The organism is Acinetobacter halotolerans, assembly GCF_004208515.1.
GTDB lineage: Bacteria > Pseudomonadota > Gammaproteobacteria > Pseudomonadales > Moraxellaceae > Acinetobacter > Acinetobacter halotolerans.
The window spans coordinates 32,091-54,009 of record NZ_SGIM01000013.1 but is presented as its reverse complement, the minus strand read 5'-3'; the positions used below and the strand labels follow the sequence as shown (position 1 = coordinate 54,009).

Sequence of the window (21,919 nt, the reverse complement as noted above, 5' to 3'; positions counted from 1 at the left end):
TCGCTGCATTTTTTTAGCTATGATCAAGCTTCATTAAAATGATTGAATAAAATGGAGTGTGACGTGAAACCAGTTCGTCTGGCGATACTCGGTCTTGGTACTGTTGGTGGTGGAGCCCTTAAATTACTACAAGAAAATGCTGCTGAAATTAAACGCCGTACTGGTCGAGAAATTCAAATTACACACGTAGGCACACGCCGTCCACGTCCAGATTTACAACTCGCAGGAATTCAGCAAAGCGCTGATCTCATGGAAATTGTGCGTCAACCTGATGTTGATGTCGTGGTGGAGGTTATGGGTGGGATTCATCCTGCTTATGAACTGATTATGGAAGCCATTAAACATGGCAAGCAAGTCGTAACGGCAAACAAAGCTTTACTTGCTGAACATGGCAATGAACTGTTTAAAGCTGCTGAAGATAATGCGGTCCAAATCGCCTATGAGGCTGCAGTGGCTGGCGGTATCCCGATTATTAAAGTGATTCGTGAAGGTCTTGCTGCCAATCATATTGAATGGCTGGCAGGGATTATTAACGGAACAGGTAACTTTATCCTCACCGAAATGCGTGAGAAAGGTCGTGCATTTGCAGATGTTTTGGCTGAAGCACAACAACTTGGGTATGCTGAAGCAGATCCAACTTTCGATGTTGAAGGGATTGATGCTGCACATAAGCTTACAATTTTAGCTTCTTGTGCTTTTGGTATTCCATTGCAATTTAACAAGGTATATACCGAAGGGATTAGCAAAATCACCGCGCAAGATGTGAAATATGCTGAAGAACTTGGTTTCCGCATCAAACATTTAGGTATTGCTCGTCGCGCAGCCAATGGTATTGAACTCCGTGTACATCCAACGCTGATTCCTGCTGAACAGCTGATTGCCAATGTAAACGGCGTTAAAAATGCAGTCTTGGTACAAGCGCATGCCGTGGGTCCAACATTGTATTACGGCGCTGGTGCTGGTGCTGGCCCAACGGCTTCGGCTGTCGTGGCGGATGTGATTGATATCGTTCGTGATATCTCGTATACCGAAGATGGTGCAGGAACGATTCCGCAGTTGGCATTTGAAGCCTTAACGGATATGCCAATTTTAAGCCGTGAAGAAATGACGACAGGATACTACATCCGTCTAAATGCTGAAGATCAGACAGGCGTATTGGCTGATGTCACCGCGATTTTAAGTCGTACAGGCATTAGTATTGATGCCATCATGCAACAATCTCGTCTAAAAGATTTGATTCCAATTGTGATTTTAACCGATCCAATTGTTGAATCGAAAATGGATGAGGCCCTTGCACAAATTCAAGCTTTACCTGCAATTCATGGCGAAATCATCAGAATTCGTTTAGAATCGCTCGATAGTTAATCAGGTTTTTAAATCCCCCTAAATCCCCCTTTTCAAAGGGGGGCTTGCACAACCCCAAGTCCCTTTTGAAAACAAAGATTTAAAATATCTATATATTGGAACACCATCATGTCGAATGCCAATCGTTATACTGGTCTTGTAGATCGTTATCGTGACCGTTTACCTGTAACTGCAACTACGCGTGCAATTTCTTTAGGTGAAGGTAATACACCGCTAATTAAACTCGAGAATATTCCACGTATTATTGGTAAAAACGTTGAAATCTACGTGAAATACGAAGGTCTGAATCCAACAGGTTCGTTTAAAGACCGTGGTATGACGATGGCAGTAACCAAAGCAGTTGAAGAAGGCTCTAAAGCGATCATCTGTGCGTCTACAGGGAATACCTCAGCAGCAGCAGCAGCTTATGCAGCACGTGCAGGTATCAAAGCATTTGTCTTGATCCCAGAAGGCAAGATTGCAATGGGTAAAATGGCTCAGGCGATGATGTACGGTGCGATTACCATGCAAATCCGTGGGAACTTTGATGATGGTATGCGCCTCGTCAAAGAAGTTGCAGATCAAGCACCTGTTACCATTGTGAATTCCATTAATCCTTATCGTTTGCAAGGTCAAAAAACCATTGCTTATGAAATCGTAGAAGCTTTGGGTCGTGCACCTGACTATCACTGCTTGCCTGTCGGCAATGCAGGTAATATCACTGCACACTGGATGGGTTATACTGAAGCTGTTGCAAATCAACCTGCTGATCAGTTTGAACAAGTGATTTATGATGCGGCTACAGATCAGTTCACAGGACCTAAGCCAGAAGGCTTACCAACTATGGTCGGTTATCAGGCTGCTGGTGCTGCACCGTTCTTACGTGGCGCACCTGTAGAGCATCCTGAAACTGTTGCAACTGCGATTCGCATTGGTAATCCACAAAGCTGGAACCATGCTAAAGCAGTAGTACGTGATTCTAAAGGTTGGTTCGATGAACTAACGGATGCTGAAATCCTAGAAGCACAACGCTTACTTTCAATGTATGAAGGTGTTTTTGTCGAGCCTGCATCAGCAGCATCGATCGGTGGTGCAATCCGTGATCTTAAAGCAGGTAAAATTGCTGAAGGCTCTGTGATTGTCTGTACTGTTACAGGGAATGGATTAAAAGATCCTGATACAGCGATCAAGCAATGCGCTGATGCTGTGATGTTGTCGATTGATGCTACGATGGATCAAGTAAAAGATTCGATTCTTTCTAATATGTAACCCATCGCGTCTTATGACATAAAAAAACCAGTTGCATGCAACTGGTTTTTTATTTGTTCAATAATAATTAAACACGTTTTGGCAAAGTATTTAACCATGTCAGTAAGTTGGTTGCATCGCTGTTACGTGCTTGCGTGCTTGGTGCACCCAATAACACCACAACCGCTGGACGTGAATTCACAGTGGTGTGCATGACCACACAGCGTCCTGCTTCATTAATATATCCAGTTTTAGACAAATTAATATTCCAACCACCATTACGTACTAAAGCATTGGTATTATTTGACTTCAGTACACGATAACCTAAATTAAAATCATAGGTCGGTGTCGTTGAAAACTGACGAATCAAACCATACTGCGATGCAGTACTCACCAAAATCCCTAAGTCACGTGCCGATGAAACATTGCCAGGATGTAGACCTGTTGACTCGACATAATGGGTCGCTGTCATCCCCAATTGTTTCGCTTTGTTGTTCATCGCCGCATAGAAAGCGGTACGCCCACCTGGATAAGTCCGCGCTAAAGCAGCAGCAGCAGGATTTTCTGATTTCATCAAAGCGAATAACAATAATTCTGCTCGATTCATACTATCGCCTGCGCGTAGTGTTGAACTCGAGTTTTTCCCGCCCGCTCCAGCAAAATCAATGCTCTGCAAAGTGATTTCTTCAGACATGTTCAATCGAGCATCAGCCGTAACTACGGCTGTCATGACTTTGGTGATTGACGCAATTGGCAAAGCCGAGTTGGTATTTTTGCTATACAGCACTTCACCTGTTTGTGCATCCATCACCAACGCAGCACGTGCATTAACTGAGGGCTGACGACTCGAGCCAAAAGTATCGCGGATTTGAACACTTTGTTGAGGCGTTGCCGATGAACTAATCGTAGCGGTACCACCCCCACGTAACGTTGTCGTTACAGAAGTAGAGCCTTGCGGGGCAAGATCCAATGACTCATCATCATTCATCAACTGATTGACATCACTGGCCGACCAGCTCAATGATGCTGAACCATTGTCAATCGAAGACGCTGAATTGTTATTGACAACCAACTCAGCAAAACTTGTTGAACTCCAAGCCAACAAGATAGACATGCCTAAGACATGCATGACAGATTTTTTAGCATTTTTCACGACACAATACTCAACTCAGGATGCTGCACATTTGCGCTTACTATCATTATGCCTTACATTTGAGCATATTGGGTAAAGCTTTTATAGACACAATTGTGTACAACTATTCTCTTAAAATGAAGAATAGCATTGCTAATTTTGTCATTTCATTGCAAGCTAATTTTGCTTTATGTAACAAAAAACCAATTTTTTGATAAAGGAGGTCTTCTTGATCACTGTTCTCGTTGTTGATGATCATGAACTCGTACGTACAGGTATTTGTCGTATGTTAGAAGACCACCCAGAAGTCGAGGTCATTGGACAGGCCGAATCTGGAGAAGACGCGATCGCTATTGTTCGCCAAAAACACCCTCAGGTTGTGCTTCTGGATGTAAACATGCCGGGGATTGGTGGTGTAGAAACCACACGACGCTTGTTACAAAGTGCCCCGGATACCAAAGTTATCGCCGTAAGTGGTCTAGCGGAAGAACCTTACCCTTCCCTTTTACTCAAAGCAGGCGCCAAAGGATATATCACCAAAGGTGCACCGATTGCAGAAATGGTTCGTGCGATTAACAAAGTGATGTTGGGTGGTAAATATTTCAGTGCAGACATCGCTGAACAACTGGCCAGTTCTTATCTTTCTGATACGCAGCAATCCCCTTTTGATGCGCTGTCTGAACGTGAAATGCAAGTGGCGATGATGGTGGTCAACTGTATTAGTGCCCAAGAGATTGCTGACAAGTTATTTGTCAGTGTGAAGACCGTAAATACGTACCGCTATCGTATTTTTGAAAAGCTGGCAATTGATAGTGATGTCAAGCTCACCCATCTTGCGATTCGTTATGGACTGATTAAACCTTAAAACACTTGTGAATCGCCTATGTTGGGAAAAATTGCATCCTCAGTGTCACAAACCATCTATCAGCTAGGCACTTGGTATAGCGGATATCGTCTGATTATTTCCGTTAGTTTGTTGTTAATCTACCTGTTAACCGCTGAGCAACTTTCCCACAATTACCTTCACCCATTTTTATATTTTTATACGCTAATTGCTTATGTCACCTTTAATATCGGTCAGCTTTTATTTCTAAGATTGGTTCCATCGCAGATTAACAAACAATTGATATTGATCTTCATCATTGATGTGATCTGCTTAAGTATTATCACTTTTTCAGCGGGTGGACCCAACCTGCAACTCAGCTTACTCTACGTCATTATTATTTTTTCATCTGCGATCTTACTTGATGCTCGGCTTTCACTGATTATTACCCTTTTTGCTGTGATCATGGTGATCTACCAACGTTTCATTGGTAACTTTTTTGATTACAACAACTTAAATCATTTGAGTAATAGTCTTCTGCTGGCCTTTCTATTTTTCGTAGTGTTTGCAATTGGGCGTATTGCGGTACAACGGTTTAATATTTTAGAAGCTTTGACTTTTCATCAATCCATTGAAATTCATCAGCTTCAAAATATAAATCGCTATATTCTTGAACAAATTGAAGATGGTTATATGGTGCTCGATGAAAGCAACCATATCGTATTGACCAATCCAGCCGCCAATGCTTTATTGGGCATTCATGTGCCTGTCTCAGCCGAAAAAACACCCCTGATGAAGTGGCAGCCCGATCTATTTGAACTGATTAAATTTAGTGATTTAGAAGATGGCGAAGAATTTACTTTTGAGTCACAACAGAGTCTGTATACCGTCAATGTTCGTGTGAAACATTTGATCGTTCCAGAACAAGCATTGGTGTTATTGGTTTTAAAAGATGCGCAGAAACTCACACAACAAGTACAACAATTAAAATTAGCTGCGCTTGGACAACTCTCGGCCAGCATTGCCCATGAGATTCGTAATCCTTTGGCGGCGATTGTACAAGCTAATGAATTATTTAAAGCTAGTGATGCACATCAACAAGAAATGCTCTCTCGCATGATTAGCAAACAAGCCAAGCGGATTGACAGCATAGTGCAAGACACTTTAGCGATGGCACGAAACAAACCGACAGAGCCTCAAACAATTGATCTGACCACATTCTTTGAGAGTTTATGCAATGAGGACTTAGTTGACGTCAAACACATGATTCAGCTCAATATTCCTGAAGACGTCAAGGTTCTATTTGATGACAAACAATTACGCCAAGTGCTGATTAATTTAATTCGAAATGCATTGCGACATAATGCCTCAGATGCCCCTTACATTGAGGTTGATGTTCACTCAAATGAAGGACGAACGCGCATTGATGTCATTGATTTTGGTGCTGGCGTTGCAAAACGTGACCTTTCTCAGCTGTTTAAACCATTTTTTAGTACCGAAATTAAAGGAACTGGTTTAGGATTGTATTTGTCTCATACATTTTGTGAGGCAAATCATGCAAAGCTCACCTATGTAGAGCGACAACAAGGAGCATGCTTCAGGATTGAGTGCTCAATAATTAATTGATTAAATTAGGTTTTTCGGGGAATGACAACTAAACAACCACTCGTCTTGCTTGTAGACGATGAAGAGGACTTGTGTCTCTTAATGCAAATGACACTTGCACGAATGGGCATCAAGACACATCTCGCTTATCGGATTGAGCAAGCAAAAAAGTTTTTCACTGAGTTTCAGTATGATGCTTGTCTAACAGATTTGAACCTCCCAGATGGCAATGGTTTAGATTTAGTCAAACACGTCACTCAAAATCATCCCAACACACCCATCGCTGTACTCACAGCTTACGGCAACATGGACATTGCGATTGCCGCCTTAAAAGCGGGCGCATTTGATTTTGTCAGTAAACCAGTCAATCAAAAGCATTTGGATCAATTGATTCAAAAAGCTCTAAATCGACCGCAACCTGAACAAGAGGCAGCCGAAACAGCGTTAGAAAATAAACTGTTAATCGGTCGCTCACCGCCAATTCAACAGTTACGGATTGCTTTAAAGAAAATTGCACGTTCTCAAGCGCCTGTATTTATTACTGGTGAATCAGGAACTGGCAAAGAGGTTGTTGCAAATCTCGTTCATCGTTTAAGCAATCGTAGTGAGGGGCCGTTTATCGCGATTAACTGTGGCGCGATTCCAACCGAATTGATGGAGAGCGAGTTATTTGGGCATAAAAAAGGCAGCTTCACAGGTGCGACACAAGACAAACAAGGCTTAATTCTTTCTGCACACGGCGGTAGTTTATTCTTAGATGAAATTGCTGAACTGCCATTGAATATGCAAGTGAAATTACTGCGTGCAGTGCAGGAAAAGAGAATTCGCCCTGTCGGTTCAGATCAGGAAATTGATGTTGATTTTCGAGTGATTAGTGCTAGCCACCAAGATCTCGAACTGTTGGTGCAACAAGGTCGATTTAGGCAAGATTTATTTTTCCGTATTCATGTGATGGATATTGTACTTCCACCCTTACGTGAACGCGGACAAGATATCTTATTGTTGGCAAATCACTTTATCCAGAGAATCAGTCAGGAATGGGATTTATCTGCCAAATCGTTAACTGCGCGTGCTGAGCAGTTCCTCCTACAGCAATACTTCCCTGGCAATGTCCGTGAATTGCGTAATATCATTGAACGTGCAATGACACTCAGCGATGATAACAGCATTGACCTCGCACACTTACAAACCGCACCTTTACGTAGTCCGATCTCGATGCCGACGGCATCATTCTATACTCAAGAAGATGTTGAACCAGCACAATATTCAACCAGCCCAAGCACCAGTTCCAAAAAGCTTCCACCTGAAGGCTTAGAACGTTATTTAGAAAATATTGAGAAAGAAGTCCTTCTCAACGCACTGAACTTAACCCACTGGAATCGAACCTTAGCTGCTAAGAAATTAGGGATGACCTTCCGCTCTTTACGCTATCGTTTAAAGAAATTCGGCTTAGATACCGAAGAGGATGAATAATCCTTAAAAAATGAAGCCCCTCATAATCAGGGGCTTCATTGCATTAAGGCTTACTTTTCAGCACTAAATCACTGATATGCTCTAAATAATAATCTTCTTTCATTTCAGGCTGCAACGCATAGCTTTGATTCGGCTGAATGCCTTGTCCTTCGATCATTTGATCTTTCGGCGTGTAATAATGCGACACGGTCATTTTTAGCGCTGCACCACTCGGCAATGGAAACAGTTTTTGTACGACGCCTTTACCGTAGCTATTTTCTCCAACCACCCACGCACGTTTGTGATCTTTTAATGCGGCGGTAAATACTTCGGCTGCTGATGCTGAACGTCGATTAATTAATATTCCCAATTTAAGCTTTTGAAACTCATTAGACGGTAGCGCCTGAAATTGCTGATCACCTTCAGAACGGCTCTTGGTTGTGACGATTAAACCGTTGTCCAAAAATAAATCTGCCGATTCAACTGCGGCTGAAAGTAAACCACCAGGATTGTTGCGTAGATCTAACACCACAGCCCTTAATTTTTGTGAACCAAACTCTTCGATGAGTCGTTTAATTTCATTGGCGGTGTCTTGTTGAAACACCCTAATTTTAAGGATTAAAACTTGATTATGTAATAAAACGGGTTCTATATCTGTTTCGACTTTTTTATTTCTGACCAAGATCAGCGTACTTATATTATTTTCTGGCAAAATTTGTATGGTACTGCCAATCGAACCGTACAATAGACCTTGAACTTGATCTTGATTTAAGTTTTTTAACTCTTGATGATCAATTTTGAGAATCGCCTGCCCATTACGCAAACCCAACTTATTAGAATCAGAGCCCGTTTTTAAACCCTGAATCTGCCACAATTTTGTATACGTATCATAATTTAAATTAAAATCGACCGAGGCCAAATCGCCTTCAGTATATTGAATCAGTTGACGGTACTCTTCAGCAGATAAATACCGAGAATAATTATCTAAGCCACTCACCAAACCTTTAATCGACTGCTGAAACAAAGCATCATCTGATTTTTTATCAACATAATTATCTCGCACAATGCCATAAATCTGTACAAACTGTTGAATAGATTCAATTGGCACCTCAGCACTGCGTGAGGGGTCTTCCCCCCATCCAGATGGAGGGCCAGCATGAAGTGCAAGACCCCAACACATCAACAAACTTGCCCATAGTGCTCGGTAAATGTTGGTGTGTTGAGTCATAAATTCACCTTCTAAAGAATCGCGCTTTATAAAGCGCGATTAAGGGGGGGATCACTGTAAAGTAATTAAGTTCTTACCTTGCATTTCTGGAGGTACAGGAATCTGCATCAAATTAAGTAACGTTGGCGCAACGTCAGCCAAAATTCCACCTTCAGCAATGGTTGCTTGGGTAGGACCTACATAGATAAATGGAACTGACTCAGTGGTATGCTGGGTATGAACTTGTCCACTGACATAGTCTTGCATTTGCTCTACATTACCATGGTCAGCAGTAATTAGCATATGCCCTTTGTTTGCCATCACCGCATCATAAACACGGCCTAAGCAGGTATCCACGGTTTCCACGGCTTTGATCGCAGCGTCAAATATCCCAGTATGTCCAACCATATCACCATTGGCATAGTTCACGACCAGCAGATCAAATTCACCCGAATTAATTGCATTGACCAACGCATCAGTGACTTCATAGGCACTCATTTCTGGTTTTAAGTCATAGGTTGCAACGTTTGGCGATGGAATAAGAATACGTTTTTCACCCTCATACTCATCCTCACGGCCACCGCTGAAGAAAAAGGTTACATGTGCATATTTTTCAGTTTCAGCAATCCGTAATTGAGTTTTACCTAAACTCGACAGGTATTCACCAATCGAGTTTTTTAACCCTTCAGGCATATAAGCAATCGGTGCATCAATACTGGCTTGGTAACGTGTCAACATGACGAATTTTGACAATTGAGGAATAACTTTACGTGTAAAACCAGCAAAATCTTTTTCAACAAAAGCACGGGTAATTTCACGCGCACGATCAGCTCGGAAATTCATAAAGACGAGACTATCGCCATCTTGTACTTTTACGACTTCACCAATACGAGTTGCTTTGACAAATTCATCATTTTCTTCTGCCGCATACGCTTGTTCCAAACCTTCAACGGCAGTAGCTGCAACTCGAGTTGACTCACCTTCAGTCATTAAACGATAAGCTTGTTCAACACGATCCCAACGGTTATCACGATCCATCGCAAAATAACGACCAATCATCGAAACGATACGACCTTGATCTGGATATTGAGCGAATAAGGCATCTAATTTTTCTAATGACGGTTTGGCACTGCGTGGTGGCGTATCACGACCATCTAAAAAAGCATGTAAATAAACAGTTGCACCACGCTTCAAAGCGAGTTCACACATCGCAACGATATGATCTTCATGTGAATGCACCCCACCTTCAGACAGCAGTCCCATCACATGCACTGCACCGTTGGCAGCTTTGGCTTTTTCAACGGCATCGATCAGTACAGCATGCTCAAAAAAAGCACCCGTACGAATATCTTTGGTAATCCGAGTAAAATCTTGATACAACACACGTCCAGCACCAAGATTCATATGCCCAACTTCTGAGTTGCCCATTTGACCATCAGGTAGACCAACATCTTCACCTGAACCAGAAATCAAACTGTTCGGATGCTTGGCTTTCATCGCTGTAAGGTTTGGCGTTTTAGCGGCTAAATACGCATTATCTTCGACTGCTTCGCGATGTCCTACACCATCCATAATTACAAGAACGTGAGGAATTTTACCAGCATTTGCATCCGTCATAATGGGCTCTCTGTGTGTCTATCATTTGATCGGCATAGTTTACCGAAATTTAAGCAAATTCTCTATGACCTTGCTGCTGGCTTTCACCCATCTACAGCAGGGAGATAATGGATCAATAAAGTATTGTTTATCTTGCTCGATACAATAAATAACTACCGATGCTAAACATCAACACCACCGGTAATAATACAAACCAAGCAGGTGAAGGTGCATAGACCAAGCTAGCGTATCCCATAAAGTCTTGTAGGTAGAAAAAGCCTAGACCTGTAAATAAGGCTATCACCAAACGAAAACCCATTGATTGTTGACGCAATGGACCAAAAATAAAAGAACATGCAATCAGCACTAACGCAATCAAAGCAAACGGCGATGCGACTTTCTGCCAAAACGCCAATTCATAGGTTTTTGGCACTTGGCTGTATTCCTCCATATAGCGCATAAAACTAATCAGCTGACTCGGAGAAAGATCTTCTGGGTCTAAGGTCACCATGTGTACATATTTCGGTTGAAGTGCCAAAGCCAACGCCTGTTGTGCATGATCTGTTTTGATGGCATTGCCTTGCGGTAATAAATCAACTTGATGCGCTTGTTCCAAGGTCCATTGCCCATCTTTGACAAAGTTGCCATGTTCAGCCGTTACAAAAGACTGTAAACGATAGTTTTCATCAAAATCAATCGACTGAATATTACGAAGCTGCCCTTGTGCGTTGGCGTAGTCGATATAAACGAAACGCTGTCCTTCACGCGACCAATAACCTTTGACTTCACCTAAAGCGGCAACACTTCGCTGTTTCTTGATGCTTTGGGCTTGTTCATTGGTATATGGAACCACCCATTCACTCAGAACAAAAGATAAGACGATCAACAACAACGCCGAACGCATCACCCAGCCCACTATTCGCCAAAGGCTAATCCCAGCTGAACGCATGACGATGAGTTCACTATTTGAAGCCAAGGCTCCCAATCCCAAAACAGAACCAATCAATGCAGCGACAGGTAAAATTTCATAGAGATAACGAGGTGCACCCCACATCACATAGAGGAACGCTTGCCATGCATTATAATTATCTTTAAGCGCACCTAACTCACCGAGATATGTGAATAACACCTGCAAAAAAGACAACACCAAGGTTGTACCAAGCATGGCGAGGACTGTAGTTTTTGTCACATGTTTGGCGACTATTCGACGTGCTAACATTACAACCCCACTCGCTGAATACTTTTCTTAATTTTTGGTGCCAGTTTCTGTTTCCGTGCAAAAATTGCCGCGACCATTGCATAAATAAGCAATACAACTGGATACGCCCAAACGTCTAATTCTTCTTTACTGATCCGAGTTTTAATCGCAATCATCAACACAATCAAACTGGCGAAAATAAAAATCGCAGGAATCAGGCGATAATATCGTCCTTGACGTGGGTTCACCTCAGATAAAGCCACCGCAAGTAACAAGGCTACAAGCATCACAAATGGACCTGAAATTCGCCAGCCTAATTCACTTCTGACCACGAAATCATCACGTTTCTGCCATAATTTTGCCATCGATAAGGCTTCAACATCCTCGCTTTCAAATTTCACATCCTTATCATTTTCTAAGCGTAAACGATAAGATTGAAACTCAGCTTGGGTATATCGAGGTTGGTTAGGATAAATTTCATAACGTCGCCCTTGCACCAAATCAACAACACTAGCGGTATCATTTTCCATTTCTACCCGAGTGGCTTCTTTGGCGAGAATCATTTGATCAGGCTTATCGTCACGATCAGACTTATAATAATAAAAAATATCTTTTAGATTTTTACGATCTTCTGAAAGCGAACCTGCATAAATCGTATAAGACCCAGAGGAAATAAACTCTCGCGGCCTGACCAAATCAAAACCTGCACGTACTGCTTGTGTCTGCATGAGATTTTGATAACCACTGATTCCTGCAGATGCTCCCCAGCACATCAATATCGCTTGTACGATCACAAAGACAAAGGTCATCGGCAACAATAGTCGCGTCAATTGATTACGACTAACACCACTCCCGTTTAACACGGCCATTTCATGATCGACATAGAGACGACCAAAGACCAACATCAAACCAATAAAAAAACCCAATGGCAAAATCAAAGTTAAGAATTCAGGCAAACGATATGCAATAATGCTGAGCAAAACGCCAGCATCCAAACGTCCTTGTGCAGCTCGTCCAAATATCTTGATGAGCTGACCGCCCATAATAATTAAAGTAAGTAAGGCAGTCACAACCAGTGAAGTGGACACCACTTGTTTGACGAGGTAACGCCGAATAATCAAAGTAATGCTTCCAAAAATAGACCAATCGAGGGGTAATGCTAGTTTACCCGAATGTTAAAAATATAAAACCTATCGCTTGTTGCGGATTGCAACCTCATATCTGAAAGTGTTTAATGGGATTAACTTTCTTTTTTGTCCATTAGGTTTTATACAAACAATGAAATTTACCCTTCATCGCGCATTACCAACGCAAACATCAAGTGAATCTTTATGGATTTTGGTTGATTCTGAAGACTTACAAAAAAACCTAAACAGCTATAAAATCAATCAACTAGAAGACATACTTACCGTCACACAGTTCAAAGCTGGTTTTAATGAAAACCTGCCTTTAATTGCACAAGTCCCAGTTCAAAGCAACACCCAGTTGTTAGGTCTTGGCAAAAGTTCTGAGTTAAAAGCGATAAAATTAGCAAAAATCGCACAAACGATTATCAAATCAACACAAAATAAATTTAAACAAATCACTGTAGATTTGTCGGCGCTACCTACTGATTTACATCAATTGTTCGCTCTAAACTTAACCCAAGCGGCTTATGCTTACGATGAATTCAAGTCCAAGAAAAATGAATTTATTTTAGAAAGCATCCAACTTATGGTCGATCAGACGCCATTGAATGACCAACAATTGAATTTGATTCATGCAGTTCAATCTGGACAAAACTATGCGCGTGATTTAGGCAACCGTCCTGGCAACATCTGTTTCCCTGAGTATCTCGCAGATCAAGCACTGGCCCTCGCTGCACAATATCCTGATCTGCTCACCGTGAATGTGCTGAACGAACAACACATGGCAGACTTAGGCATGAATGCCTTTTTAGCCGTCAGCAAAGGTTCTGATCGTGAAGGACGAATCATTACTCTTGAATACAACACCCAACTCGAACAAGCACCTGTCGTTTTAGTCGGTAAAGGGGTGACTTTTGATACAGGTGGTATTTCACTCAAGCCAGGCTTAGGCATGGACGAAATGAAATTTGATATGTGCGGTGCAGCCTCCGTTTTGGGTACGATGCAGGCACTATGTGAAGCACGACTACCAGTTCATGTAGTCGGTGCGATCGCAGCCGCTGAGAACATGCCTTCAGGTCGTGCAACACGTCCTGGTGATATCGTCACTAGCATGAGTGGTCAAACAATTGAAATCTTAAACACCGATGCAGAAGGCCGTTTGGTTCTTTGCGATACATTGACCTATATTAAACGTTTCAATCCTGCACTCGTGATTGATATCGCGACATTAACAGGTGCTTGTGTCGTTGCACTGGGTAAAGTGGTCAGTGGCTTATTCACGCCAGATGATGAGCTTGCACAAGATTTACTTCAGGCAGGCGAACAGTCGCTTGACCGCGTATGGCGTATGCCTGTGATGGAAGAATATCAGGAGTTGCTCGACTCACCTTTTGCAGACATCGCGAATATCGGTGGACCGTATGGTGGTGCAATTACCGCGGCATGTTTCCTAGAGCGATTTACACGTGAATATCGCTGGGCACACCTTGATGTTGCTGGAACAGCATGGCTATCAGGTACAGCCAAGGGTGCAACTGGTCGTCCAGTGCCATTATTGATGCAGTTCTTAGCAAATCGTGTTGAAACGAATAACTAAAAACATGACCCAAATCAGCTTTTACCTCTTTGAAAAAAGTGCAGAACGGCAAGTCGAAAGTGCTTGCCGTTTATGTCGAAAGATTCTAAATCAGCATCCGCATATATGGTGGTATTGTCCTGATTTAGCGCTCCAAACTGAGCTAGATGAAAAGCTGTGGACCTTTGATTCGCTTAGCTTTATTCCTCACGGCATTCATCAACCGAATAACGCGGTCTGTATTTCAGAACAATTACCGCCATCCAATGATTGGATCGTGTTTAATTTTAACAATCATGCACTTGAACTCACTCAGGATTTTCGCCACATTATTGAGATTATTGAAAATAATGAAACCGCGAAACAGATTGGGCGAGAAAAATTTAAACAGTATCGGCGTTTAGGTATTGAAGCCCGAACGTTTAAATTATAAATCTGCATGCAATAACATCATTTGAGGAGTGTCTTGTGGCATTAAATGTTGGTCAGGACTTTAAGAAACGTTGGTTAAACACCCCTGAAACTGTCCGTCAGACCTATCAGGAAGATTTAGCACGTATCTGTGATCTACTGTTGCCACAAACCCAGATTCAAACTTGGACACAACATGAGGAGCATGCGGCACAACATTCTCAGCAACGCATCGAAAAGGCCTATGCTGACCTCAAAGCCGAGTTGATCGAACAAGCCCGCATTCGTAAGCAACAAGCACTAGAAAAGGCCCTCGCCGAAAAACGCGCTGCTGAAGCTGCGTATGCAGCACAGTTGCAAGCAGATGAAGCACAGCAATTTGCTCAACAAACTGAGAATCTCGTTGCGTTGCGCAATCATATTGATCAAGAGATTGCACAACAAACTGAGCGTTATCAAAGTAATCCTGAGCAACCGAGCATTGACTATGCTTCGGGACAACAGCTCGTCATTGAAGATCATCAGATTTTATCTGAACTCGAAAGCGTTCGAGTTCGCCTTGAATTAGAAGCAGAAAGCCTAATCGAACAAGCCGTGACCGTATTCCGAGCCAAACTGCATTCACTTGCTCAAGATGAAATTGAATACATACTGAAAAATAGTGAATTTTCTAAGGAAAAATAAAAACAAAAAAAGCCCAGTCAATCTGGGCTTTTTATTGCTTAAAATCTTATTTCAAAAAACCATTTTCAGCTAGAAAAGACATACTGAGTTTAGATTCAGGTTTTTGCTCGGCAGCTTTATCTCCTAACAATAAACGCTCGATATAACGCGCCAATACGTCCACTTCCAAATTCACTTTAGTACCGACTTGCCAAGAACCGATATTGGTACGTTCAACGGTATGTGGAATCAAATTCAAGCTAAGAATATTGCCACGTAAATGGTTAATGGTCAGACTAATGCCATCTACCGTCACCGAGCCTTTTTCTGCCAGATATTTGGCCAACTCAACTGGTGCTGTCACTTCGAAATACAATGAGCGCGCATCCTGACGAAAGACCGTAATTTCACCCAAGCCATCGACATGCCCACTGACGATATGCCCACCAAAGCGGGTGGTGGGTAACATGGCTTTTTCCACGTTGACCGCTTGTCCTACTTTCCATTGACCTAAGGTGGTACGATTTAAGCTTTCACGGGAAACATCGGCTGCATACCAATTTTCGCCCCACTCGATCACCGTCAAACAGATACCGTTAGTGGCAATAGAATCTCCTAAATGCACATCCGACATATCCAAATCAGTTTGAATTCGTAGACGAACATCACCACCTACACTTTGTAGACTTTCAACTTTGCCTAAACTTTCAATAATGCCTGTAAACATGTGACTTTTAACCTACCTTCATTCAAGTACGAGTCTCAGCGAATCAAGATACCTTAATGCAAAGAACTTGAGATAACAAGCAACGCTGACGCAAATGCCGCCAAATCAAAAAGAGTGATCCTCTGATCACCCTTTTCTTATTTTGATCACCACTACATATCCGAGATTTGCTTTTCAGCAGTGCTTGGCACTTCGACTTGATGACTCACTAAAAAATGGCTAAAGAATAATTTATAGCCAAGTACACCTAAGCAAGCCCCAACAATCGGCGCGGTCATCGGAACGATAAAGTATGCAATATCACGACCGCCAGTAAAGGCAACAGGTCCCCAACCTGAGAAATAAGCAATGATTTTAGGGCCAAAGTCACGGGCAGGATTCATAGCAAAACCTGTTAACGGACCAAAAGAAGCTCCAATCACTGCAACCAATAAACCTACTAATAATGGCGCCAAAGCACCGCGCGGCAAGCCATTTTGATCATCACCTATTGCCATAATCAACCACAATAGCAGCATGGTAATAAACATCTCGACCAAGAACGCTTGCCCCATTGAAAGTAAATGATGCGGATAAGTCGAGAAAATTCCCGCCAATTCTAAACTTTCAACACTACCTCGGACCATGTTATGGCTTTGTTCATAGTCGATAAATAAATTACTGTAAAGTCCGTAGACCAGTAATGCCCCAACCGCAGCACCTGCAACTTGCGCAATGATATAGAAAGGCACTTTCCTTTTATCAAAGCCCGCAAATAATGCCAATGCAATGGTGACTGCTGGATTGAGATGTGCACCAGAAATGCCTGCTGAAAGATAGACTGCTAATGCAACTGCCAAACCCCAGACCACACTAATTTCCCACTGACCAAACCCTGCACCTGTCAGCTTAAGCGCAGCAACCACACCGATACCAAATGATAAAAAAACCGCAGTGGCAAAAAACTCAGCGATACATTGTCCCAACAAAGTGGGTTCCGAGCGACTCATAACAACCTCTCTTGGCTATCGCTTCTCATCGATAAGACCCTAAATGAGCTCGGAAAATTATATTTATTTTGATATTGGGTCAATGTTTTTTTAACCGAATAGTAAAATTTATTTAATTTTTAAAATGCAATGTATCGGGTTTAAGAGTTGAAGCCATTCTCTCATAGGTCTATGTATTTTATCGTTATTTCAAATAAAAACCGAAATAAAGCAATTCTGATGAAAATTCTGCGCCGTCAAAATACAGCTCAAAAAACATAAGATAATAATCACAAAAACAGTCACTTATCTAAAAATACGATTTAGTTGATCTTATTTACCGATACCACAGCACATCTACATGCAAAAACACCACTTTGTTTATAAAGTGGTGTTTGTTTGGCCTTACCAAAGTGCAAGTTGAGTGCTGTTCCCGGAGGTATCCACACCACCCAATTCAGCAAAGTGGTAGAGCTGACCCAGTAACTGTCGCAATGGCGGACCTGATTTTGCATGGGTATCGGTGATCACAATAAATTCAAGCACCCTTGCCCGTTCAGATTGTCGCTGCTTACTAACACGATAGCGAGGTACGTCTTGTGTCAGCAATGTGACTTTTCCGCGCTTTAAATTGGCGGTCAATAAATCTTTAGGCTCAATATTTCCATCAGTCGAATAACTGGTCAAAATATAACGCGCATTGATGGTTTCCAATAACTTTTCATAGGCATTTTGAGCATGTTTAGACGAGTTATACGAGCTCGGACGTTCTTTACGCCATGCTCGATCAATACCGCTTTTAAAACCTTTAGTATCAGGTGAGGGTAAGTCGTTCTGATCCCACAAGGTTAAGGCATTTAAAACATGATAATTACTGCTGTAGGCATGTTGATTATACGGTGGATCAAGATAGGCTACATCCACTTCAAAGCCGCTCATTTGATTGGCTAAATGCTGTGCATCGACACACCACATTTCTGCAGCAGGTCGTTTACTCTCACCAATTTCACAAAAACGGCTTGGTGTTAACCACAATAAAGACTCAATCCGTTCCAATGCCGTCTGCGTTTTACCACCCCAGCCTTGATGGAAACTTTTAAATACGCCACTGGTGTTACTGACAAAGCTGGCTGAATATAGTAATGGTGCAAGTAAAGCACTCATTTCTACATCATTAATCGCACCTTGCGCTTGCCACGTTGCAATTTGCTGACGAATCGCATCAATCTTCATCCCGTTACGACGCTTAAAGAACAGTCGATCACGTGCGGGATCATAGACATCATCATTGCGAGGACACAAATTATGTGTCACCCAACCCTTTACCTCAGGCAATCGATTTAAAATATCAATCGCTTTTTGATAGCCACCTAATTCTTTAAATGCGGGTGCGTCGGTACATGCCAAAATCGCGTGATTTAAGGCATGGCTATAAGGTTCCCAATCGTTGGCAATCACACGATAACCATTTTGGCGAGCCAAACGAGAGACCACACCACTGCCCGCAAAGAAATCAGCAAAAATTGGTGGATTCTTTTTTTTACTATTCAGTGTTCCCGTAATCTCAAGCGCTTCTAAAATCAGATGAAGGAGTCGGCGCTTATTCCCCAGATAAGGTACGAGCTGATGAAAAAGATATTCGTCAGTGGTACGCGCCGCATGGCGACGTTTGTGATAAACCGATGCTTCAGGATTCATATCATCTCTTGAGTAGGGAGCAATCTTAGGCGAATATCTTGCCCAAGTTGGGTTACATCGACCAATTCAAAACGAAGCTGCTCTGCCATTTCGCTCAATTCAGCATTGAACATTGATCGAGCAGATTGACCAAGTAAAGTTGGTGCAACATAACTAATCATTTCATCAACCAAACCTTGTTGTAAAAAGGCAGTCGATAAAGTCGCACCTGCCTCAACCAATACATCATAAATTTGATACTGTTGAGATAAGGTTTGCAATAACTGATTTAAAGGTTGCGGCGCCAATTGTATCACGCCTAAATCAGCAAGTTCTTGACGAAATGGGGTCATTACCATCACTGTTTCAGGATTCTGTAACATCTTGGCGCTTAGAGGTAACTGTCCTTGTCGATCGAGCACAATTCGTTTCGGTTGAACAACCGTTGTAAGGTCAACGCCTGCTAATGCACGAACATTCAGTTCACAATCATCTGCCAAAACCGTTTGAATCCCAGTAATCACAGCGCCTGAAATCGCACGCCAATGCTGTACATCCTGTCGTGCGGCTGTTCCGGTAATCCACTTCGACTCACCCGAAGCCATTGCAGTACGCCCATCGAGACTTGAGGCAATTTTCAAACGGACATAAGGTAAACCTGTTGACATTGCTTTTAGAAAACCCAAATTTAAAGTTTTCGCAACTTCGGTACAGATCCCTGTTTCAACTTCAATGCCCGCATCTTGTAGGATTTTCACCCCTTTACCTGCCACCAGTGGGTTTGGATCAGAGCATGCCACCACAACTTTTTTGACTTGTGCCTTGACCAGTGCTTCAGCGCAAGGCGGAGTTCTACCGTAGTGTGCACAAGGTTCTAAAGTCACATAAGCGATTGCATCTTTGGCTTGTTCACCTGCTTGCGCTAAGGCGAAAACCTCGGCATGGGGTTGTCCTGCTTTGGGATGATAGCCCTCTCCAATCAATTGACCATTTTTTACAATGACACAGCCGACATTCGGATTTGGTTTGGTGGAATATTGTCCAAGTCGAGCTAAATCAATTGCTCGTTGTATCCAATACTGATCCTGAAAAGCTTGATCTTGGTTTAGCTCAGACATGATTTCTCTAACTTAGGCTTCATTTTCACGTTGTTGCATTTGCTCAATCTGATGACGAAAGGCTTCTACATCTTGGAAATCTTGATAAACCGAGGCAAATCGAACATAAGCGACATGATCCAATGCAAATAATGCCTGCATCACGATTTCACCAATCATTCTTGATTTGACATCACGTTCGCCTAAACGACGAATCTGCAACTGAATATCACTGAGCACCGTTTCGATTTGCTCTTGCGTCACAGGACGCTTCTGCAAAGCATGCATGAGTGAGCGGCGTAATTTCGCCTCATCAAACGGTTCACTTTTGCCATCGGATTTAATCACGCGTGGCATCACCACTTCATAACTTTCAAAGGTGGTAAAGCGTTCACCACAAATGGCACACTCACGACGTCGGCGAATTTGGCACCCTTCGGCAGCCAAACGGGAGTCGATGACTTTACTATCAGCAGCGTTACAAAATGGACAATGCATAGTTGTGCGATTATTTACTCACTTTGTCTAAGTGTAGCAAAGTTTCGTCATTTGCTGAACTAGCCATCACCATACATAAAAAAACAGCCTTGTGCAGATGCACAAGGCTGTTTGGTTTTATCGAATTGCGTTTTACATCCGATTATTCAACACGTTCGCCATGTTGACTCAGATCGAGACCCATACGTTCGTCATCATTGCTGACACGAATACCAATCGCGAGATCAATTACTTTAAGGATAATGAAGGTCATCACAGCACTATAAGCAATCGTTGCAAGTACACCTTCTACTTGTACCCATAACTGCGTCATCATATTTGCAGGTACATCATCACCCATAATGAATTCACTTGCAAAGACTGCTGTTAAGATCGCACCAACGATACCACCAACACCATGTAAACCAAATGCGTCTAAAGAGTCATCTGCTTTGAGTAAACGCTTAAGTGCAGTAATACCCCAGAAACATACAACGCCACCGATGAGACCCATGATTAATGCGCCACCAACAGTTACGAAACCAGCCGCAGGCGTAATCACCACTAAACCAGCAACCGCACCCGATGCACCACCAAGAACAGATGCTTTACCACGGACAACTTTCTCAACCACTAACCAAGACAATGCCGCTGCTGCCGCTGCAACTTGGGTAACCATGATTGCATACGATGCAGAACCGTTGGCACCCAACGCAGAACCACCGTTGAAACCGAACCAGCCCACCCAAAGTAAACTTGCACCAACAACAGTTAAAGCAAGGTTATGCGGTGCCATTGATTCACGACCAAGTCCCATACGTTTGCCGAGCATATAAGCTGCAACCAAACCTGCAACACCTGAGTTAATATGAACAACTGTACCACCAGCAAAGTCTAGCGCACCGTCATTACCTAACCAGCCGCCGCCCCATACCCAGTGAGTAATTGGTGCGTAAACGACAACAACCCAAATCGCAACAAAGGCAACAAAAGCACCGAATTTCATACGCTCTGCGATAGAACCACTAATAATCGCAACCGTAATAATCGCAAAAGTCATTTGGAATATGACAAATAGAATTTCAGGAATCGAGCCACTTAAGGTATCAGTACCAATACCTGATAGCATCAGCTTATCAAGTCCACCGATAAAGGCATTTCCTTCACCAAAAGCCAAACTATAACCGATCGCAACCCAAGCAATACTCACCACTGCTGCAGCAACAAAACTATGTGCCATGGTACTGAGTACGTTTTTCTTGCGGACCATACCACCGTAGAATAGAGCCAAACCAGGAATCGTCATCAACAGAACCAATGCTGTTGAAACAAGAATCCAAGCTGTATCACCGGTATCGAGTGTTGCTTCTGCTTCAGGCTCAACTTCCGCCACTGCTGGCAGTTCTGCTGCAGCAGTTGTTGATACCGTTGCAGTATCGGTTTCAGTTATTGCGACTTGTTCAGTAACTGGTACGGATGTAGCTTCTTCTGCCCAAACAACAGCTGAACCACCTAAGAGTGCGCCAGATAGACTGAGCGCCATAAGCATTTTTTTCATTCGTGTCCCCCAACCTCATTTTGTGAGCTG

Annotated in this window: 19 protein-coding genes; 8 read left to right on the top strand and 11 right to left on the bottom strand. The window is 42.6% G+C overall.

Annotated features, from left to right (window positions below; translation table 11 throughout):
- The first annotated feature begins 63 nt into the window (after positions 1-63).
- Together EXE30_RS13825 and thrC are read left to right on the top strand one after the other, a co-directional pair.
- Positions 64-1,365 (top strand): homoserine dehydrogenase, encoded by a 1,302-nt coding sequence (locus tag EXE30_RS13825; RefSeq protein ID WP_130162901.1) that lies wholly within the window; start codon positions 64-66, stop codon positions 1,363-1,365.
- 108 nt (positions 1,366-1,473) lie between these two features.
- Positions 1,474-2,613, top strand: a complete 1,140-nt coding sequence (thrC, locus tag EXE30_RS13820; RefSeq protein ID WP_130162900.1) for a threonine synthase — start codon at positions 1,474-1,476, stop codon at positions 2,611-2,613.
- Positions 2,614-2,680: 67 nt separating this feature from the next.
- Here the strand turns inward: thrC and pbpG are convergent, their stop codons facing one another.
- Positions 2,681-3,745: a D-alanyl-D-alanine endopeptidase PBP7/8 gene (pbpG, locus tag EXE30_RS13815; RefSeq protein ID WP_130162899.1), complete on the bottom strand. Its 1,065-nt coding sequence runs from the start codon at positions 3,743-3,745 to the stop codon at positions 2,681-2,683.
- A 208-nt stretch (positions 3,746-3,953) separates the two neighbouring features.
- On the opposite strand from pbpG, the gene gacA reads away from it, so the two are divergent.
- Genes gacA through EXE30_RS13800 form a run of 3 tightly spaced genes read left to right on the top strand, consistent with a single transcriptional unit; the run spans position 3,954 to position 7,625 of the window.
- The gene (gene gacA / locus EXE30_RS13810; protein ID WP_004668213.1) at positions 3,954-4,589 is read left to right on the top strand and encodes a response regulator transcription factor GacA; all 636 of its coding nucleotides are present in this window, start codon (positions 3,954-3,956) and stop codon (positions 4,587-4,589) included.
- 18 nt (positions 4,590-4,607) lie between these two features.
- A complete protein-coding gene (locus EXE30_RS13805) occupies positions 4,608-6,173 on the top strand; it encodes a sensor histidine kinase (protein WP_130162898.1) in 1,566 nt (521 codons plus the stop codon).
- Positions 6,174-6,194: 21 nt separating this feature from the next.
- Positions 6,195-7,625: a sigma-54-dependent transcriptional regulator gene (locus EXE30_RS13800; protein WP_130162897.1), complete on the top strand. Its 1,431-nt coding sequence runs from the start codon at positions 6,195-6,197 to the stop codon at positions 7,623-7,625.
- 43 nt (positions 7,626-7,668) lie between these two features.
- On the opposite strand, the gene EXE30_RS13795 is transcribed toward EXE30_RS13800, so the two are convergent.
- The 4 genes from EXE30_RS13795 to lptF form a co-directional block, all read right to left on the bottom strand.
- Positions 7,669-8,784, bottom strand: a complete 1,116-nt coding sequence (locus EXE30_RS13795; protein ID WP_407641644.1) for a S41 family peptidase — start codon at positions 8,782-8,784, stop codon at positions 7,669-7,671.
- Positions 8,785-8,883: 99 nt separating this feature from the next.
- On the bottom strand, positions 8,884-10,428 hold the full coding sequence (gene gpmI / locus EXE30_RS13790) for a 2,3-bisphosphoglycerate-independent phosphoglycerate mutase (protein WP_130162895.1): 1,545 nt from the start codon (positions 10,426-10,428) through the stop codon (positions 8,884-8,886).
- 127 nt (positions 10,429-10,555) lie between these two features.
- Positions 10,556-11,626 (bottom strand): LPS export ABC transporter permease LptG, encoded by a 1,071-nt coding sequence (gene lptG / locus EXE30_RS13785; protein ID WP_130162894.1) that lies wholly within the window; start codon positions 11,624-11,626, stop codon positions 10,556-10,558.
- On the bottom strand, positions 11,626-12,726 hold the full coding sequence (gene lptF, locus EXE30_RS13780) for an LPS export ABC transporter permease LptF (RefSeq protein ID WP_130162893.1): 1,101 nt from the start codon (positions 12,724-12,726) through the stop codon (positions 11,626-11,628). The genes lptG and lptF overlap by 1 nt, the downstream gene beginning before the upstream one ends.
- Before the next feature lie 157 nt (positions 12,727-12,883).
- Between lptF and EXE30_RS13775 the strand changes: the two genes are divergently transcribed.
- Genes EXE30_RS13775 through blhA form a run of 3 tightly spaced genes read left to right on the top strand, consistent with a single transcriptional unit; the run spans position 12,884 to position 15,406 of the window.
- Complete coding sequence (locus EXE30_RS13775; protein WP_130162892.1) at positions 12,884-14,332, top strand: leucyl aminopeptidase; 1,449 nt, start codon at positions 12,884-12,886, stop codon at positions 14,330-14,332.
- A 4-nt stretch (positions 14,333-14,336) separates the two neighbouring features.
- Positions 14,337-14,744 carry a DNA polymerase III subunit chi gene (locus EXE30_RS13770; RefSeq protein WP_130162891.1) on the top strand — a complete coding sequence of 136 codons (408 nt, stop codon included), beginning with the start codon at positions 14,337-14,339 and terminating at the stop codon, positions 14,742-14,744.
- A 35-nt stretch (positions 14,745-14,779) separates the two neighbouring features.
- Positions 14,780-15,406, top strand: a complete 627-nt coding sequence (gene blhA / locus EXE30_RS13765; protein WP_130162890.1) for a cell division protein BlhA — start codon at positions 14,780-14,782, stop codon at positions 15,404-15,406.
- A gap of 46 nt (positions 15,407-15,452) precedes the next feature.
- On the opposite strand, the gene EXE30_RS13760 is transcribed toward blhA, so the two are convergent.
- From EXE30_RS13760 to EXE30_RS13735, 6 genes are all read right to left on the bottom strand, one after another.
- Entirely contained in the window at positions 15,453-16,112 is a 660-nt protein-coding gene (locus tag EXE30_RS13760; protein WP_121930607.1) for a riboflavin synthase, read from the bottom strand.
- Positions 16,113-16,264: 152 nt separating this feature from the next.
- On the bottom strand, positions 16,265-17,101 hold the full coding sequence (locus tag EXE30_RS13755; protein ID WP_121930606.1) for an MIP/aquaporin family protein: 837 nt from the start codon (positions 17,099-17,101) through the stop codon (positions 16,265-16,267).
- 384 nt (positions 17,102-17,485) lie between these two features.
- Positions 17,486-18,778: a DNA adenine methylase gene (locus tag EXE30_RS13750; RefSeq protein WP_130162889.1), complete on the bottom strand. Its 1,293-nt coding sequence runs from the start codon at positions 18,776-18,778 to the stop codon at positions 17,486-17,488.
- Positions 18,775-19,875 (bottom strand): bifunctional diaminohydroxyphosphoribosylaminopyrimidine deaminase/5-amino-6-(5-phosphoribosylamino)uracil reductase RibD, encoded by a 1,101-nt coding sequence (gene ribD / locus EXE30_RS13745; RefSeq protein WP_130162888.1) that lies wholly within the window; start codon positions 19,873-19,875, stop codon positions 18,775-18,777. Before ribD ends, EXE30_RS13750 begins: the two co-directional genes overlap by 4 nt.
- A 12-nt stretch (positions 19,876-19,887) precedes the next feature.
- Positions 19,888-20,352: a transcriptional regulator NrdR gene (nrdR, locus tag EXE30_RS13740; RefSeq protein ID WP_130162887.1), complete on the bottom strand. Its 465-nt coding sequence runs from the start codon at positions 20,350-20,352 to the stop codon at positions 19,888-19,890.
- A gap of 142 nt (positions 20,353-20,494) precedes the next feature.
- On the bottom strand, positions 20,495-21,889 hold the full coding sequence (locus tag EXE30_RS13735; protein ID WP_130162886.1) for an ammonium transporter: 1,395 nt from the start codon (positions 21,887-21,889) through the stop codon (positions 20,495-20,497).
- Positions 21,890-21,919: the final 30 nt, after the last annotated feature.

Excerpts from the sequence above, each read along its gene's own strand:
- EXE30_RS13805 (WP_130162898.1), top strand. The coding sequence starts at position 4,608 with ATGTTGGGAAAAATTGCATCCTCAGTGTCACAAACCATCTATCAGCTA.
- gpmI (WP_130162895.1), bottom strand. The coding sequence starts at position 10,428 with ATGACGGATGCAAATGCTGGTAAAATTCCTCACGTTCTTGTAATTATG.
- EXE30_RS13760 (WP_121930607.1), bottom strand. The coding sequence starts at position 16,112 with ATGTTTACAGGCATTATTGAAAGTTTAGGCAAAGTTGAAAGTCTACAA.
- ribD (WP_130162888.1), bottom strand. The coding sequence starts at position 19,875 with ATGTCTGAGCTAAACCAAGATCAAGCTTTTCAGGATCAGTATTGGATA.
- nrdR (WP_130162887.1), bottom strand. The coding sequence starts at position 20,352 with ATGCATTGTCCATTTTGTAACGCTGCTGATAGTAAAGTCATCGACTCC.
- EXE30_RS13770 (WP_130162891.1), top strand. The coding sequence starts at position 14,337 with ATGACCCAAATCAGCTTTTACCTCTTTGAAAAAAGTGCAGAACGGCAA.
- EXE30_RS13775 (WP_130162892.1), top strand. The coding sequence starts at position 12,884 with ATGAAATTTACCCTTCATCGCGCATTACCAACGCAAACATCAAGTGAA.
- EXE30_RS13800 (WP_130162897.1), top strand. The coding sequence starts at position 6,195 with ATGACAACTAAACAACCACTCGTCTTGCTTGTAGACGATGAAGAGGAC.
- EXE30_RS13795 (WP_407641644.1), bottom strand. The coding sequence starts at position 8,784 with ATGTGTTGGGGTCTTGCACTTCATGCTGGCCCTCCATCTGGATGGGGG.
- EXE30_RS13750 (WP_130162889.1), bottom strand. The coding sequence starts at position 18,778 with ATGAATCCTGAAGCATCGGTTTATCACAAACGTCGCCATGCGGCGCGT.
- lptG (WP_130162894.1), bottom strand. The coding sequence starts at position 11,626 with ATGTTAGCACGTCGAATAGTCGCCAAACATGTGACAAAAACTACAGTC.
- EXE30_RS13735 (WP_130162886.1), bottom strand. The coding sequence starts at position 21,889 with ATGAAAAAAATGCTTATGGCGCTCAGTCTATCTGGCGCACTCTTAGGT.
- EXE30_RS13755 (WP_121930606.1), bottom strand. The coding sequence starts at position 17,101 with ATGAGTCGCTCGGAACCCACTTTGTTGGGACAATGTATCGCTGAGTTT.
- thrC (WP_130162900.1), top strand. The coding sequence starts at position 1,474 with ATGTCGAATGCCAATCGTTATACTGGTCTTGTAGATCGTTATCGTGAC.